The 16387-nt window shown below is 37.2% G+C and carries 9 protein-coding genes and 1 pseudogene; 3 read left to right on the forward strand and 7 right to left on the reverse strand.

Features of this window, described 5'->3' with window-relative positions; translation table 11 throughout:
* Positions 1-207: 207 nt before the first annotated feature.
* Positions 208-546, reverse strand: a complete 339-nt coding sequence (locus ACOVQ4_RS02995; protein WP_421819178.1) for a helix-turn-helix domain-containing protein — start codon at positions 544-546, stop codon at positions 208-210.
* A gap of 429 nt (positions 547-975) precedes the next feature.
* Here ACOVQ4_RS02995 and ACOVQ4_RS03000 point away from each other — a divergent pair, with 429 nt between their 5' ends.
* Positions 976-1680 carry a GLPGLI family protein gene (locus ACOVQ4_RS03000; RefSeq protein WP_421819179.1) on the forward strand — a complete coding sequence of 235 codons (705 nt, stop codon included), beginning with the start codon at positions 976-978 and terminating at the stop codon, positions 1678-1680.
* 16 nt (positions 1681-1696) lie between these two features.
* Positions 1697-4303, forward strand: coding sequence for a hypothetical protein (locus ACOVQ4_RS03005; protein WP_421819180.1), 2607 nt, complete (start codon positions 1697-1699; stop codon positions 4301-4303).
* 227 nt (positions 4304-4530) lie between these two features.
* Here the strand turns inward: ACOVQ4_RS03005 and ACOVQ4_RS03010 are convergent, their stop codons facing one another.
* From ACOVQ4_RS03010 to ACOVQ4_RS03030, 5 genes are all read right to left on the reverse strand, one after another.
* Positions 4531-5307: a hypothetical protein gene (locus ACOVQ4_RS03010; protein ID WP_421819181.1), complete on the reverse strand. Its 777-nt coding sequence runs from the start codon at positions 5305-5307 to the stop codon at positions 4531-4533.
* A gap of 300 nt (positions 5308-5607) precedes the next feature.
* The gene (locus tag ACOVQ4_RS03015; protein WP_421819182.1) at positions 5608-6765 is read right to left on the reverse strand and encodes an efflux RND transporter periplasmic adaptor subunit; all 1158 of its coding nucleotides are present in this window, start codon (positions 6763-6765) and stop codon (positions 5608-5610) included.
* Positions 6758-11086, reverse strand: a complete 4329-nt coding sequence (locus ACOVQ4_RS03020) for a CusA/CzcA family heavy metal efflux RND transporter (RefSeq protein ID WP_421819183.1) — start codon at positions 11084-11086, stop codon at positions 6758-6760. Before ACOVQ4_RS03020 ends, ACOVQ4_RS03015 begins: the two co-directional genes overlap by 8 nt.
* Positions 11087-11402: 316 nt before the next feature.
* Entirely contained in the window at positions 11403-11795 is a 393-nt protein-coding gene (locus ACOVQ4_RS03025) for a hypothetical protein (RefSeq protein WP_095160976.1), read from the reverse strand.
* A 421-nt stretch (positions 11796-12216) separates the two neighbouring features.
* Positions 12217-14850 carry a valine--tRNA ligase gene (locus ACOVQ4_RS03030; protein WP_421819184.1) on the reverse strand — a complete coding sequence of 878 codons (2634 nt, stop codon included), beginning with the start codon at positions 14848-14850 and terminating at the stop codon, positions 12217-12219.
* A gap of 263 nt (positions 14851-15113) precedes the next feature.
* Here ACOVQ4_RS03030 and ACOVQ4_RS03035 point away from each other — a divergent pair, with 263 nt between their 5' ends.
* On the forward strand, positions 15114-15569 hold the full coding sequence (locus ACOVQ4_RS03035; protein WP_421819185.1) for a sterol desaturase family protein: 456 nt from the start codon (positions 15114-15116) through the stop codon (positions 15567-15569).
* Positions 15570-15712: 143 nt separating this feature from the next.
* Here ACOVQ4_RS03035 and ACOVQ4_RS03040 read toward each other — a convergent pair.
* Positions 15713-16387, reverse strand: a pseudogene (locus ACOVQ4_RS03040) (hypothetical protein); the annotation flags it as partial.

Consider the following 16387-nt stretch of genomic DNA (forward strand, 5'->3'; position numbering starts at 1 on the left):
CAGGCACAAGGCACAGAGTGTTTAAGTGTTTTTTAGTAACCATAGATATATTTTTTCCCAAAGCCCAAAGCTAAAAGCCTACTGCCGAAAGCCGTTACCTAAAAGCCCAAAGCACAATCTTAAATTTTATTTGGTCACTAACTTAAGAAACATTTTTGCTCAAATCCCAATAGTCTGATTTTGTATTATCGTAAAAAAACAAAGCACTTAGGCTCCAGAAAAAAGCTTTGACTTCAATATATTCACTTCATGCATTAAATCACTAATTTCTGACTTCAATTGGTAAATCAAGCGCTCCTTTTCTTGTAGTTTTTTATTCAAAGCCTCCTGGTCTTTAGGAATGATGTTTTCGGTATCAGATAAGAAGTACGAAGGTGGGATATTATAAAAATCGCAAAATCGTTTCAATAAATACCCTTTCAGTATTGATTTATCACTTTCTAAGCGCGAATAAGTAGATTGCGAAACCCCGACGTTTTCTGCAATAAATTCTTGAGAGTAATTATTTCTTTTTCTCAATAGAAGTAGTTTGTAGCCAATTTTCATAAATAAAATAGAGTAAAACATACATAAATATAGGACATTCGAATAAATACAGCAACTCTAAAAAAATTGAAATATATTACTTTATTCAAACTTGCATAATAAAAATACAGAAAACGCCTTAAGTTTGCTACAGAAGTAACAGTAAAAGTTTAGAAATCTCACCTAAAAAACCTATTACTTCTCTCAAAAAATCAAGTAGCTACGATTATAAGGTTTTGTTCTTTCCCTACACCAATCAAAGAACTAATGAAATATGCCATCATGAATAAAAGGCATGAATTATTAAACCTTCCAATATTTTATTGGCTCAATAATTACTCACATGAAAGCAAAAGCATCGCCTGCTATCCCTTGTCTTTTAACAGGTATAATAGATATCTCTACAAGTATTTTCTGATCAAAATTGCAACAAAGCTCCCCCTTAATGTCATGAAAATAGTACTATTAACAATTGTAACGCTCATTTCATATCTTTCGTTTGCTCAAAATATGAGCGTTGAATACGATGTTAAATACAACGATAGCTCATACAAAAATCTCCTTATTCTCAGTGACTCTACGAGTATTTGGAAAGATATCCCCAATGAGACGCCAAACAATACAGAGAGTGTCAGTTTGACTTTGTTAAAAAATTTTCCTGAACAGACTATCTACTTAAGTGATGTGCTATTCAATAAAATGTTTTATGTGAAGGATTCGCTACATTGTATGAAATGGAGTTTAACTCAAGATACAAAAACGATTCTTGGTCACAAATGCAATAGTGCCATTACAACATTCCGTGGGCGAAAATATGTGGCCTTCTTTAGTGCTGATTATCCATATTCTAACGGACCTTGGAAATTTGGAGGACTAACAGGGCTGATTCTAGAAGTTCATAGTGATGATTATGCCTATCAGTTTACTGCATCAAAAATCAATGAAAATTTGAATGAGAAAATAGATGCTTCTATCCAAAAAAAACACAAGTTTTATAGCTGGTCAGATTTTACCACCAAGTTTATTTCGACGGTGAATAATGCAGTAAAAATGATAAAAACAAATTCGGATAATGAAACAAACGGTTACCTCAAAATTGATGCTCCTGAAATTATTTATCCTAAAGCTCAGCAAGGTACCGGCCTCGAATATTAATATACTCCTATTTCTTTTGGTATCAAATACAGTAGTTGGGCAGCTTATTAGCGGGAACGTAAAAAACCACAAAGGAGAAAAAATCAATAATGCCAATATTGTTGTAAAAGACTCTATCAACGCTCAATCTATACTAGCCTTTTGTACTACAAAGAATGGAGAATACCGTTTGGAATTACCAAGCGATTTGAAAAAAGCACTGATTGAAATAACTGCAGATAAATATAAAAAGGATATTTGGACTCTTGAAGATATCAAAAAGTCAAATATCTATACTCACAACTTTATATTGGAAAAAGACTCGGTCGTTGAGCTACAAGAGGTGACTGTATCGACAAAGGCTTTGCCATTTACAATAAATGGCGATACTACTAAATTTAACGTTTCGAAGTATAGCAATGGTACAGAAAGAAAAATTATTGATATCATCAAAGTACTACCAGGCCTAGAGGTCAACGACAAAACGGGCGAAATAACGTATAAAGGAAAACCCATTGAAACAGTCAACTTGGAAGGAGATAATCTATTCGGGTTCAATTATGCCATTGGAACTAAAAATATCAATGTGGATATGGTTGAAGAGGTACAAGTTATAGAGAACTTTTCGGAAAATCCACTACTAAAAAGTATCGATTCCAATGATAAAGTTGCGTTGAATTTAAAACTAAAAAAGGCTCATTTAGATGTATCGGGGAGTATAGATATAGCTCTGGGAGCATCAGAAGGCAGAGGCGTAGCCCAAAATCATGCCTTAAACTTATTAGGTATTACCCAAAATTATAAATCCTTTGGTACGGCTTCGTATAACAATATAGGGCAAAACAACTCTCCCTTCGATTACTTTTCCACAAGCCAAAATGTAGAACAATTACGAGATAAAAACATCTTGGCCAAGCCTATTATTTCGGATATCATTATTTCGAATAACCTAGATGATAAAAGAGCCAATATAAACAATGCATTATTTAGTAACTATAATGGTCTTATAAAACTCCATAAAAGGGTAAGTATAAAAGGAAATTTATACTACTTGAATGATCGTGTATCTTCGATACAGTCTATCGAAAATACAAATTTCCTTCCTCAAGGAATACTTGCTACTTCTGATCATTATCTTTCCGCAAAAGAACCGCATCAAGCTCGTGGCGATATAGAACTCCAAAGTATTCTATCAGACCAAAGCTCGTTAGAATACAAAATCATTTTTGATAATACAAAAAGCTATGCCCACACCAATATCTTACAGAATACTCTCAATACCCAATCTGCTCAGTTAAATACACACAACCATAACTTTAAACAATCATTACTTTTTACGAATAGATTAACCGATAAGCATGCGCTACAATTCCTAGCTAGCCAGTCTTCTAATGATATTAATCAAAATTTCACCCTAAATCTTATCTCCGACAGTAGCACTAGCGTTTACTCCACCTTCACCCAAGTCTGTAGGAATAGAAAAAATACCTTGCAGCTTCAAGCAATTATTTTGGGTCGTACCAATAAGTCTAAATATTCGTTTTCAATTGGAAATTATGTAGAACAAACAACTCTAAATTCGAATCTCTATAACTCATCAGATACGGTCATTTCAAATAATGATTTTACTTATACAACAAGTAATTTGTACAATCAAGGAATATACGAGAATAATTTAAGGAGGTTAAGGATTTCGACTTCATTGAAAGGGAGATTTTTTACACAAAAATTAGGGAATTTATTTCAAGAAAATTTCATAGTTGAGCCATCTCTTTTACTGAAATTAAAGTTAAATCCCATATCTATTTTGGGAATAAATAGCAGCCTTAGTCAAAAGAACTTCACGGAGGAATCATTATTTTCTAACCCAATTATGCTATCAAATAGATTATTTGCTAGCAGTAAGCCTGTACTTTCTCTACAAAAACTGCTGGTAATTAGTGTAGTTTACGCTATCAATAATCTATATCAGCAATTTCGGCTTAATGCAAGTGTCAATTATCTGAAAAACCATGGTAGTTATTTCTCCAATATTTCTATCAATCGCAGAAATAGTTACCTAGAATATTTTTTTTCATCAAAACCAAATGAAAACATCACTGCCGATTTTCTTGTAGAGAAATATCTCCCCATACTAAATAGTACAATCAGGCTAAAATCTAACTACGCATTTTCCAATTATTACAATGTTGTGAATGCTTCTGACTTGAGGCTAAATAACAACCACTTTGTCACGCTAGAACTATTTGCTAAAACTGCATTTGATTACAAAGTAAATTTTGAGAACTCTTTAGTATTGATAAATAATCACAGCCAGAACATCGCAAGTAAACAGTCTATACAAAACAATGCTTTACAAAACACTTTTAAGATTATCTTCAAACCTAATAAACAATGGTTTTTTGTAACAAACCTTGAGTATCTTATCCCAAACAAAAACTTTTCAAAAGATTATTTATTGTTTTGTGATGCTTATTTGAAATATCGACCGATTAAGAAAAAATATGAGCTTAGACTTGATGGGCAAAACCTCTTTAATATGAAATATTTTTTTCAAACTAATACTTCAGATTATTCTATCAACACGTTCAAAAGTAATTTGATTTCGAGGTACTTATTAGCAAGTGTATCTTATAATTTTTAAGTAAAAGTAAGCTATTCGTTAAAAGTATATCTGTTATCAGAATATACTCATAACCAAAATGTTATAGTCAAATCTTGCCTCAGACCTAATTACTGGACAAAACGAGAAAGTGTGATTCTGGTATCTAGACTTTTTTACTAAATTTTGTAAAAACAGTATTAAACTGTAAAAAAATAAGTCCAAGACTTAGCCTTGAACTAGTAAATTCAATTTTATCATCTAATCAGTTATTTCTTGTAATACAGCATTTTTTTGCCTGTGTTATAATCCGTTAATAGTAAAGCTCCTTTTTCGATATAGTATTTCGAATTGGGGACATCCGTTACTTTGCCATTGATAGTAATGCGCCAGTACAACATATTCCCTTTGGTAAACCAGCGAGCTCCCGCTGCTTTGATTTGAGCAATTACAGAGTTATCTCCTCCTCCTGAAGCGTTTCCAGAGCTATTGGGGCCACTTACATAAGCGCTTGAGCCTCCATCGTCGATAGTGCCATCGGCATTGAGTACAATAGTAGTGCTACTCCCTCCATAAAATCCTCCGTTTGAAGAATAATTTTCATGATGTGTCCATGCGCCAACAAGATTGGGGTCACGAAATAATCCATCAGGTTTTGTGGCTACGGTAGCAGGCTTTGTAGGCTCTGTTTTTTTGGCAAAACTCCCTTGTAAAATAACCTGATTATTGTAGCTAATCTGTTGTTGGATTGTGTTGTTTTGCCAAGCCATTTCGATGCCAAATACGGTTCCATCCTTATATGAAAGCGTGCCAATGGCATTGGGAGTATTGACGGTACATTTTAGTTCGTAGCTTTCAATGTTTGCACCTGAGTGCACATGTAGTTTGCCAACAATTTGGCTGTTCCCAGCACTTGTAATGGACATTTCGGCAGGTAAAGAACCTCCACTGCCCTGAACTTGTCCTTGCCAGTTACCAATAAAATTTTGAGCAATAGTTTCAGATAGAGACATAAAGAAGAAAGATAGATAAATAAGGGCTTTCATACCGAGCGTTTAGGATTATTACCAAACTAAAATAGCGCATCATGTGGCATTCTACAAAAAAACAGGAGGTTTCTGAGTAAGTGGAGAGAGACATTCATAATTGATTTTCAGTAGCCAACTAATTGAGTGAATTGAGATTGAGAGAATGAGTGATTATTATAAAATTTGAATGCCAACTGTAGAGAGGTAATGATTGCGTCTTGAGCCGAGTTATATCAAAAAAGCGGTCAGAAATTATTTTCCGACCGCTTTTTAGACGCAAAACATTGCGTCTCTACTACTCAAGATTCATGTTTCTCTCTACTCTTCACCTTCGCCACCTGCTAGCATTGCTTGTAAAACAGAAGCATTTGCTTTGACGATTTCTTTTGATGGTAGCGTTTTTTCAAGGATAATTTCTACCATACCATTTTCGGTAATACCTAGTTTTACAGGAATTTGTTGATAGTTATTCGTTTTTAACTTTACAAAAATAAATCCACCTTCTCCGCGACGAACCACTGCATCTTCGGGCAAGGTTTGAACAGCTTTTTTACCTGTCAAAATCTTGGTATTTACGTATTGTCCTACTACTAATTTTTGTTCCAAAACCTCATTATCTAGGTGTCCATGAACCAAAATAGCTTTGGTTGGGCCTTCGATAGTTTGTCCGACCAAAATCACTTTCCCTGTTAAAGGCTTATCGGCAAGTCTAGGATTTTCAAGCAAAAATGTTTGACCCACTTGTACTTTATTAGCATCCTTTTCAAAAACATTCAACTCCAAGTGCATGTGCTCACGGCTCACGAGTTCCATCATGACATCAGTAGGAGCGATGTTTTTACCAATATTGACATACACCATTTTGGTTACACCATTAATGGGAGAAATAACGTTAATAGAGGGTGTAATTGTGCCCGCTTTGAGTTTTGCAATATTGCACCCAATCAATTTAAGTTTTTCCTCTAAACCGTTAATAATTGCTTTACCTGTTTGGTATTCAGCATCAATTTGTTGCAATTTCTTTTTTGAACCAACATTCTCTTGATTTAGGGTTTCTTGACGACTCAAATCCTGTTCTTGGAATTTTTGTTTGCTCAAGGCTTGCAAATATTCCTGTTGTAGCTGCACATATTCCATACTTTGTACCACTGCCAATACTTGCCCTTTACGTACTGGCGTGCCAGGCAATAAATCAATTCTTTTGACAAAACCTGCAATCGGCACGCTCACCGAAATCATTTGTTGAGGTGGCACTTCTACCTTACCGTTGGCGGTGACTTCTTCGCCTACAATGGTTTGTTCAAAATCACCCACTGGCAACTGAACGTTTTTGGCTTGTGCCTCGCTCACATGAACGATATCTACCACCTTTTCAGTAGTTGCTTCAGTTGCTGTTTCGGATTTTGGGTCTTTTGAGCAGTTCCATAAAAGTAAACTCGACAAAAGAGTAATATATATAGGGGCTTTCTTATTCATGGCCTACAAGAGTTTCGATATTGATAATTACTTGATTTAGATTGTGAACTTCGCTCAAATACATTTCTTTGATTTGCCAAGCCTGCGTAATGCTTTGGACAAACTCCACGTACTCGATTTCACCAGCTTGATAGCTTTTATGAGCCGTGCTAATCATCAAATTAGCCTGCGGAATAGCTGAGCTTTGATAATACTGTACCGACTTTTGCAGTTTATTGAGCTGAATCTTTAATGATTGTAGCTGCTTGGTGGTTTGCTGTTCGGCTAGAGACAAGCTTTCTTTGGCGATTTGCTCATTGATGCCCGCGGCATTGATTCGTGCCTTTTGTGCTTTGGCAAAAAGGGGAAAATTGAGCCCTGCTTGAACAAAGTTTTGGTTATAATTTCGCTCAATACTTTGATTGGTAATACCTACTTTAAAATCAGGCTTCAAACGCTCTTTCTCGAGTTTTGTTTGTAGTTGACTCACTTCAATTTGCTGTCTAAGCAATTCCAGATATGGATTATTACTTACTTCTGTTATTTGAAGCTGCAAAGGCTTTTGCATATTAATCTGGGTATCAATCACAAAATCAGCAGGAATATTGAGTAAAAATGAAAGGCTTTGATAAAGACTCTTTTCATCAGACAAAATACTTTGAATTCTATTTTGAATTTCACGCAGACGAGTTTCGGTCGAAACCTTTTCGAGTAAATTGGTTTCACCTGTCTGGTAGCGTAAAGAAGCCGCCTTGAAAGCACTTTGGTACAAGCTATCTTGTTGCTGCACCACCTTGAGTAATTGGGTATTGAGTAAAATTTGATAATACAAACTTTTTACCTCTGCTACTACTTGATTCTTCGTCATATTTAGGCGTTTTTCGGACGAAGTGGTATGACTTTTCAACAGATTTTCTTGTGCCTTGTACAAAGAGGGAAAGGCAAATGATTGTCCCAAACTAAAGGTTACATCATTGTTGGTATAGGTCTGCGTGCGACCAAATTGGGTATCAAAACTAGTTTTGGGCAAGTCCTTCGCGGTTTTTTCTAAAGCCCTATTGCCCGAAATTTCAAGTTTGCCCACCTGTATACTTTGATTTTGTTGAACAGCTTTTTCTATACAGTTATCCAGCGTCAAAACTGGCGTGTTTTGGGCAGGTGCTGTTTTAACTATTCCGAAGCTCAGTAATACAAGAATCGTTGCTATCGAAGGTTTGATTTTGACCCTAGTGGCCACTAAGCTATAAATGGCAGGTAATACGACCAAGGTTAAAAGGGTAGCAGAAATCAACCCACCAATCACTACCGTCGCCAGAGGGCGCTGTACTTCAGCACCTGGCGAATGTGAAAGTGCCATTGGCAAAAAGCCTAAAGAAGCTACAGAAGCCGTCATAACTACGGGGCGAAAACGCGTTTTAGTACCTTCTATAATTCGCTCATAAATATCAGTAATACCCTGTTTTTCAAGACTATTGAAATAGGCTATCAATACAATCCCGTTGAGTACAGCTACACCAAATAAAGCAATAAATCCGATACCAGCCGACACCGAAAACGGCATCCCACGAAGCCATAGCGCCATTACGCCGCCAATAGCGGATAGTGGAATAGCGGCAAAAATGATAAGGGCTTCTTTGAGAGAATTAAAGGTAAAAAACAGTAAAGCAAAAATTAGGAATAGTGCAACAGGCACTGCAATTGCCAAACGACTTTTGGCTGCATTGAGGTTTTCAAAAGCTCCTCCATATACAAAATTGTACCCTACAGGAAGTTCTACTTTTTTATCCAAAACCTGTTGTATTTCATGCACCAAACTTTCAACATCGCGGTTACGAACATTAATACCGATGGTAATACGACGACGAGCGTTATCTCGAGCAATTTCGGTAGGAGCGTCCTGATATGAAATTGTTGCTACTTGTGCTAAAGGAATTTTACCCCCATTTGGCAAATCGACATACAAATCGCTGATATTTTGTAAATCTTTGCGATACGCAGAATCGAGACGAACTACCAAACCAAAGCGTTTTTCTCCTTCATACACTACACCAGCTTCTTCGCCAGCAAAAGCAGTTTTTACAAGAGCGTTCAATTCTTTTATTTTAAGACCATACTGAGCAATTTTCTCACGATTATAGTCCACAACCATTTGTGGTACGCCGTCGATTTGTTGTACCTTTAAATCTCCTACACCGTCGATTTTAGCGATATGCTTGGCGCATTCTTGTGCTTTTTGATATAAAATATCCAATTCCTCTCCAAAAATTTTAATCGCAACATCAGATTTTGTACCTGCTATTAGCTCATTAAAACGCATTTGAATAGGTTGTGTAAATTCAAAATTTACCCCAGGCAATTCCGACAAAGCATCGTCCATTTTCGCAGAAAGCTCTTCCATTGTTTCTGCTTTTTTCCAGTGCTTCATGTCTTTTAGTTCAATAATCAAATCGCAAGAATTGATGCCCATTGGGTCGGTAGGAATTTCGGATGCTCCAATACGTGATACTACTTGACTTACCTCATCTGGAAATTCTCGAAGAATAATTTGTTGCGCTCGGGTATTCATTTTAATACTTTGAGATAAAGAAGCATTACTATGTAAAAGCGTCTCCACCGCAAAATCACCTTCGTTTAGTTCTGGAATAAACTCGCCACCCAACGAACTGAATAGCAATAAACTACCCGCAAACATTGCCACTGCCGAACCAACTACCACTGCTTTGTGGTGCAATACCCAGCGAATAATAGGGGCGTAGAATTTGTATAAAAAGTTGATGATTTTATCAGAAATTGTCTCCTTTAAATTGACTTTTTTGCTCAATAACAAAGACGACATCATTGGAACATAAGTCAATGATAAAATCAACGCCCCAATAATAGCAAAGCCAACCGTTTGGGCCATAGGCTTAAACATTTTTCCTTCAATACCTGTCAAGGCTAATATCGGGAAATACACAATCAAAATGATAATCTCACCAAAGGCTGCTGATTTTCGGATATTTACTGCTGAATGGTACACTTCATCATTCATCTCTTGTTGTGTCAATGTAAGTGTATGATTTCCTGCCTTTTGAGCTCGTTCGTGTAAATGATGAATAATGGCTTCGACAATAATCACAGCACCATCCACAATTAACCCAAAGTCGATAGCTCCCAACGACATTAAGTTGGCCGATACCCCAAAGAGGTTCATCATACTAAATGAAAACAGCAAACACAATGGAATCACGGAGGCCACCACAAGCCCAGCACGAAGATTTCCTAAGAGTAAAACCAAGACAAAAATGACAATCAAACCGCCTTCTACCAAGTTTTTCTCCACAGTACCTATCGCTTTGTCTATTAGCTTACTGCGATCTATAAATGGCTGAATAGTAATACCTTCTGGAAGGGATTTTTGTATTTCTTTGATTCTGGCTTTTACTTCTTGAGTCACCACTTGAGCCGAAGCGCCTTTGAGTAAGAGTACAACCGCACCAACAGCCTCACCTTCGCCATTACGAGTCATTGCCCCGTAGCGCACAGCGTGTCCAAACTGCACAAAAGCCACATCTTTGACCAATACAGGCAGCCCTCCGCGATTAGCTACTACGATATTGCCGATATCTTCGACATTTTTCACCATCCCTTCCGAGCGGATAAAATAGGCATCTGTTCCTTTTTCGATATAGCTACCTCCAGAGTTCGAATTGTTATCTTGCAGCGCAGTAAAGAGCTCGTTTAAAGTAACATTAGCCGCACTCAGGCGTTCTGGATTAATGGCCACTTCGTATTGTTTTAGATTTCCACCAAAAGAACTCACCTCTACAACTCCCTTGATACCAAGCAATTGCCTTTTTACAATCCAATCCTGAATCGTTCGAAGCTCGGTGAGCGAATAGTTGTTTTTAAATTTTGGATCAACTGCTAGCGTATATTGGTAAAACTCTCCAAGTCCTGTGGTGATAGGTGCTAATTCGGGACGCCCAGCACCTGCAATTAGATTGGGCTCCGCTTCCTTAAGCTTTTCAGTTACTTGCTGACGAGCTTTTTCAATAGGTACATCGTCTTCGAATACGACAGTAATAATCGACAAGCCCATTCTCGAAAAAGAACGAATTTCTTTGGTATTCGGAACGGTTCTTAAGGAGATTTCTAGTGGAATAGTGATAAATTTTTCAACCTCAGTAGCAGGTAATGCAGGAGATTGAGTGATTACCTGCACTTGGTTAGAGGTAATATCTGGCAGGGCATCTACGGTAAGCTGAGTCAAGGAAATTCCACCCCAAGCAATTAAGCTCAGGACAAATAATCCAATAATCAGCTTTTGATTTATGCTGAATCGAATTAATGAATCTATCATTAGTTTATTAAAATAAAGGTAGTGAGGCTGGTTATTGAGCGGATTGGTGATGGAGCTATTGATTGATTATAATCGTTTATGAATCTCTCAAAACATCAATACAAGTAGGAGTACAGCGTAATGATTTGAATCGTTGAAACTCATTATTACACTCAAACTTATAGTCATCCTGATTATTGAGAACAGAGTAAATACATGAAATTTTTAAAATCCATTTACGTATTTAACCACAAAATGCTCAATAGCAAATCACTCATTCACTTTCTCTCAATAAAGAGCCGAGAATGTTAATTTTAAATAAAAGGAAGATATTCGATTAGAATCGGGGTGGATTGAGTAGCGAGGAGGCTAATAGGAAGTCGTAAAGGTTTTGCCAAACAAAGTTTGGACCAACAAAACCCTTAATAATGGGCTTGAATTTCAGCGAAATTTGCTGAAAAAAGGATGGCAAAAAGGCATGAACCGCCTGAGAGTCCAGACTAGGCAAGTGTGAGTGTGAGTGCTTGGCAGTTTTGGTATGATTTGAGGCTGCCGAATAGTGCATTGCTAAAAAGCTCAAAAAGCTCATATTGCTTTTTTCGGTCTTGCAATGCCACTGATAATGCTTCACTAACTCGCCTATTTTTGCCAACTGCAAAGTATCCACCTTTGGAAAAAGACTTCCCAAAAGGATAGTGACACTTAGAAATATGGCAATAATTTGTTTCATGAAACAAAGGTAGTTGTTAAATCCAATCTAAAAGTATTTCGCTATAAAAACTTTTCCAGATTGGATTATTTTTATTTTTTGATTAGAGCAAATTAAGACTAAAAAGTTTAATCTTATTACTCATTTTTATAAAAATGTTGAAAAATAGATACTCAAATGCCCTTCCTCATGCATTTTTAGTCAAAATATAACAATTTTCCACAAAAGTTATCCACATTTTAAACTTGTCCACTGTGGAAAAGCCCCTAATTGTGGATAAGTCTTTTTTAGCCGATTTTATGTCAAACGTCCTAAATTTGGCTAATTATTTATAACGATTCTAAGTTACATTTTCTATTCAGGAGTTTAATCTTGCGGAAATAAATAAGCCCCTTGCAAAACAAAATGTTTTACAAGGGGCTATTATATCAATAGTTCATGACTACATTGCTTTCAAACGAGCAATCGTCTCCTCCAATGCCTTAATCTTCGACTCAGCATCGGCTAACTTTTGGCGTTCTTTTTCTACAACATCAGGTTTGGCGTTGTTGACAAATCTTTCGTTTGACAATTTTGCTTCCACTGATTTTTTGAACCCTAAGTTATATTCTAACTCTTTAGTAGCATTAGCTAATTCTGCTTCTACGTCTAGTTCTCCTTCAAGACTAATAAAGAATTCGTCAGCTTTTAATACAAAAGAAATAGCATTTTCAACATTGCTAGAAACGTACTCAATCGCTAAGGTATTTGCTAGCTTAACTATGATTGATTCTAGTTGCTTATAACGAGCTACATCCTCGGTTTTAATCGCCAATGGCAATTCTGTTTTTGGTGAAATTTGTTTTGTATTACGCGTCTCACGCACTTTTGAAACAATACCAAACAAGATTTCAAAATCAGCCAATACTTGTGTATCGATTTCGCCAGCTACTGGATACGCCGCACGGCAAATACTTTCGCCTTCTTGACGCTCCGCAATTGCTTGCCAGATTTCTTCGGTAATAAATGGCATATATGGATGAGCCAAAGCCATCAATTTTTCAAAAATCCCGATAGTCGCATCATACGTAGCACGGTCGATTGGTGAACCAAAAGCAGGTTTGATAATTTCGAGATATTGTCCGCAGAAATCATCCCAAATCAAGTTATAAATCGACAACAAGGCATCAGAAATACGGAATTTGCTAAAATGGTCTTGAACCTCAAGTACAACCTGACTAATTTTTGAGTTAAACCATTTGATTGCTAATACATTACCTGCTGGTTGTTCGGCATCGGCAATTTCCCAACCTTTTACCAAACGGAATGCATTCCATACTTTATTACAGAAGTTACGTCCTTGTTCGCACAATTTATCATCAAACAACAAGTCGTTACCTGCGGGAGCCGAGAATAATAAGCCCGAACGAACGCCATCGGCGCCGTACTGCGCAATCAAATCTAATGGGTCTGGAGAGTTACCCAATGATTTTGACATTTTGCGACCTTGCTTATCACGTACAATACCCGTCAAATACACGTTACGGAATGGAAGTTCGTCACGCCATTCATAACCTGCAATAATCATACGAGCTACCCAGAAGAATAAAATATCTGGTCCTGTTACCAAATCATTGGTCGGGTAGTAGTATTTAATGTCCTCATTTTCAGGATTTTCGATACCATCAAATACCGAAATTGGCCACAACCAAGACGAGAACCAAGTATCTAGTACGTCTGGGTCTTGTGTCAAATCTTCTTCGGTCAAGGCAAATAACTGCAATTCGTGTTGAGCTTTGCGTAAAGCTTCACGCTTATTTTTAGCAACGATTACCGTACCATCTTGCAAATAGAAGGCTGGGATTTGTTGTCCCCACCAAAGCTGACGGCTAATACACCAGTCATGAACATTTTCCATCCATGAGCGATAGGTATTTTTGAATTTTGAAGGATACAACTTAATGTTGTCATTCATTACGTTTTCGAGTGCAGGTTTTGAAATATCTTCCATTTTCAAGAACCATTGCAACGATAACTTTGGCTCGATTACAGCACCAGTACGTTCTGAAGTTTTAACGATTGATTTATATTCTTCAACTTTTACTAAAAATCCTGCTTCTTCTAAGTCTTTTACGATATTGCGACGAGCAGCAAAACGGTCTTGACCAACATATAAAACGGCTTTTTCATTCAAGAAACCAGCGTCATCCAGAATATCGATAACAGGTAATTTGTGCTTCAAGCCTAATTCATAGTCATTCAAATCGTGTGCAGGTGTTACTTTCAAACAACCTGTACCAAAATCCATGGCTACGTATTCGTCGGTAATCACAGGGATAGCACGACCCAACAATGGAATCTCCACTGATTTTCCGTGATAGGCTACATAGCGCTCATCATTTGGATTCACACAGATAGCAGTATCGGCCATGATGGTCTCTGGACGCGTAGTTGCAATCGTCAAAAATTCACCATCAGCACCAACTACTGGATATTTGATATGGAAAAGTTTTGCCTGAACGTCTTTTTCGATTACCTCTTCGTCAGAAAGCGCCGTTTTGCCTTGTGGATCCCAGTTTACCATACGAACGCCACGGTAAATTTGTCCTTTTTCGTACAAACGAACGAACGTATCGATTACGGCTTCGTACAAAGATGGCTCCATAGTAAAGCGAGTTCTATCCCAGTCACAAGAAGCACCTAGCTTTTTCAACTGATCAAGGATAATACCGCCGTATTTATCTTTCCATTCGTGGGCATATTCCAAAAACTCCTCACGAGTAATATCTTTTTTCTCGATACCTCTCTCTTTCAACATTGCCACGACTTTAGCTTCTGTTGCGATTGAAGCGTGGTCAGTACCAGGCACCCAACAAGCCTCCTTACCTTCCATACGAGCCTTACGAATAAGGACGTCTTGGATGGTATTATTCAACATGTGTCCCATGTGCAAAACGCCCGTGACGTTTGGTGGTGGAATGACTATCGAATAAGGTTCTTTATCAGGATTAGGCTTGGATGCAAATAGCTTGTTGTCAAGCCAATATTGATACCATTTGGCTTCAATTTCTTGTGGAGTGTACGTTTTTGAAATCATATTTTTATGAATCTATTGTATTGGGCAAAATGCTTCAGCCTTTGATAATATGGTTTTGGAATAAAATTTATGAATACCAAAAGCTTAGATTATCTTGCCTAACAAATTTTAGTTTGCAAAGATAGGGATTTTGGCGCAATGGCAGGCTAATAAAGTGATTTTCAAGCGTAGGCTTTTTATAAATATGCGTGTATCTTCACCAAACAATTACATTTCTTTATTGGTTAAACCTTTAGATTTTAACCAGACATCTACTCAAAATTATGTTACTCAAACTTGGATTGTTCTTCGGCACGTTTTTCTTTATGGAGGGATTTGCATGGTTTACTCATAAATATATCATGCACGGTATCATGTGGAACTGGCATGAATCGCATCATGTGCATCACAATGATGTATTGGAAAAAAATGATTTGTTTTCGGTAGTATTTGGACTGGTCTCGACTGTTACCATTATAGTAGGAGATTTAGTGCCAGAATTGTGGTTTTTGTTCTGGATAGGGCTAGGCGTGGCACTTTATGGCACATTTTACTTTATTTTTCATGATATTATTGTGCATCGTCGTATCAAAATTAAATACGTTGCCAAAAGCAAATACATGAAAAGAATTATGCGAGCACACTTTATTCACCACAAAGTACATACACGCGATGGGGCAGAAGCCTTTGGTTTTTTGTATGCTCCCAAAAAATACGAAGGAGGAAAGGAAAGAATCTAGTCGAGTGCGGAGTTGGGAGTGCGGAGTTTAATAGAATTTTCTATAATACTAGGCTTTAAGCAAATGAAAATCTACTTTTCAACTATTGCCTAAAGCCTACTGCCTATCGCTATAAATCCACTTTGTGCCTTATACATAATATTTTACTCCAACAACAGCAACAATATTTCGGCTGCCTGCCAAGCGTTGGTAGGAGCAATACGCAAATCTACCAAAGTTTGGTCAATGATACCGAGCGATTCGTATTTCAAATCTGTTACTTCTGCTTCCCAAGTCAAAGGATATTCACGAGCTGAGATTGGGGCTTTATTTTGTTTGAAAAAATGGTCTTCCGCCCACACATATTGTGGCGAGTTCAAGGCTAGGTTATCATCTACTTGGTCGCCTTTCACATAGTCTTTTTGAAAATCCCACCAAATCAAAGAAGAGTAAGAGTCGTATTGTGCGGGAATTTTGTATTTATCGGGCAATTGCATCTCTTTCAAGCCAAATTTCAACCATTTTGTCTGATAAACAGCGTGTGGAAGCATATCGGCAGTACGCCCTTCGATAAACCCTCCTTTGTCGAAGTTATCAGCCTCATCCAAAATTTTACTCACCAAAGGATGCTTTTTATCAGCAACCGTCGAAAGCATGTATAATGCTTGCCCTAGATTATCAGCTTCGGCATATCCAGCATTATTATTGCGGTCGAAAGGACTGCTCAGGCCTTTAATCCAAGCTTCTATCAAAGGTAAATTATTGGTCTTTTTTAGCGCCATTGTAATCATCGCGGCACTTTTAAACCAAGGTTTGGTATAAACCAAGCCATTCACCAA

Origin of the sequence: Flectobacillus sp., assembly GCF_049240685.1 — a bacterium.
Lineage (GTDB): Bacteria > Bacteroidota > Bacteroidia > Cytophagales > Spirosomataceae > Flectobacillus.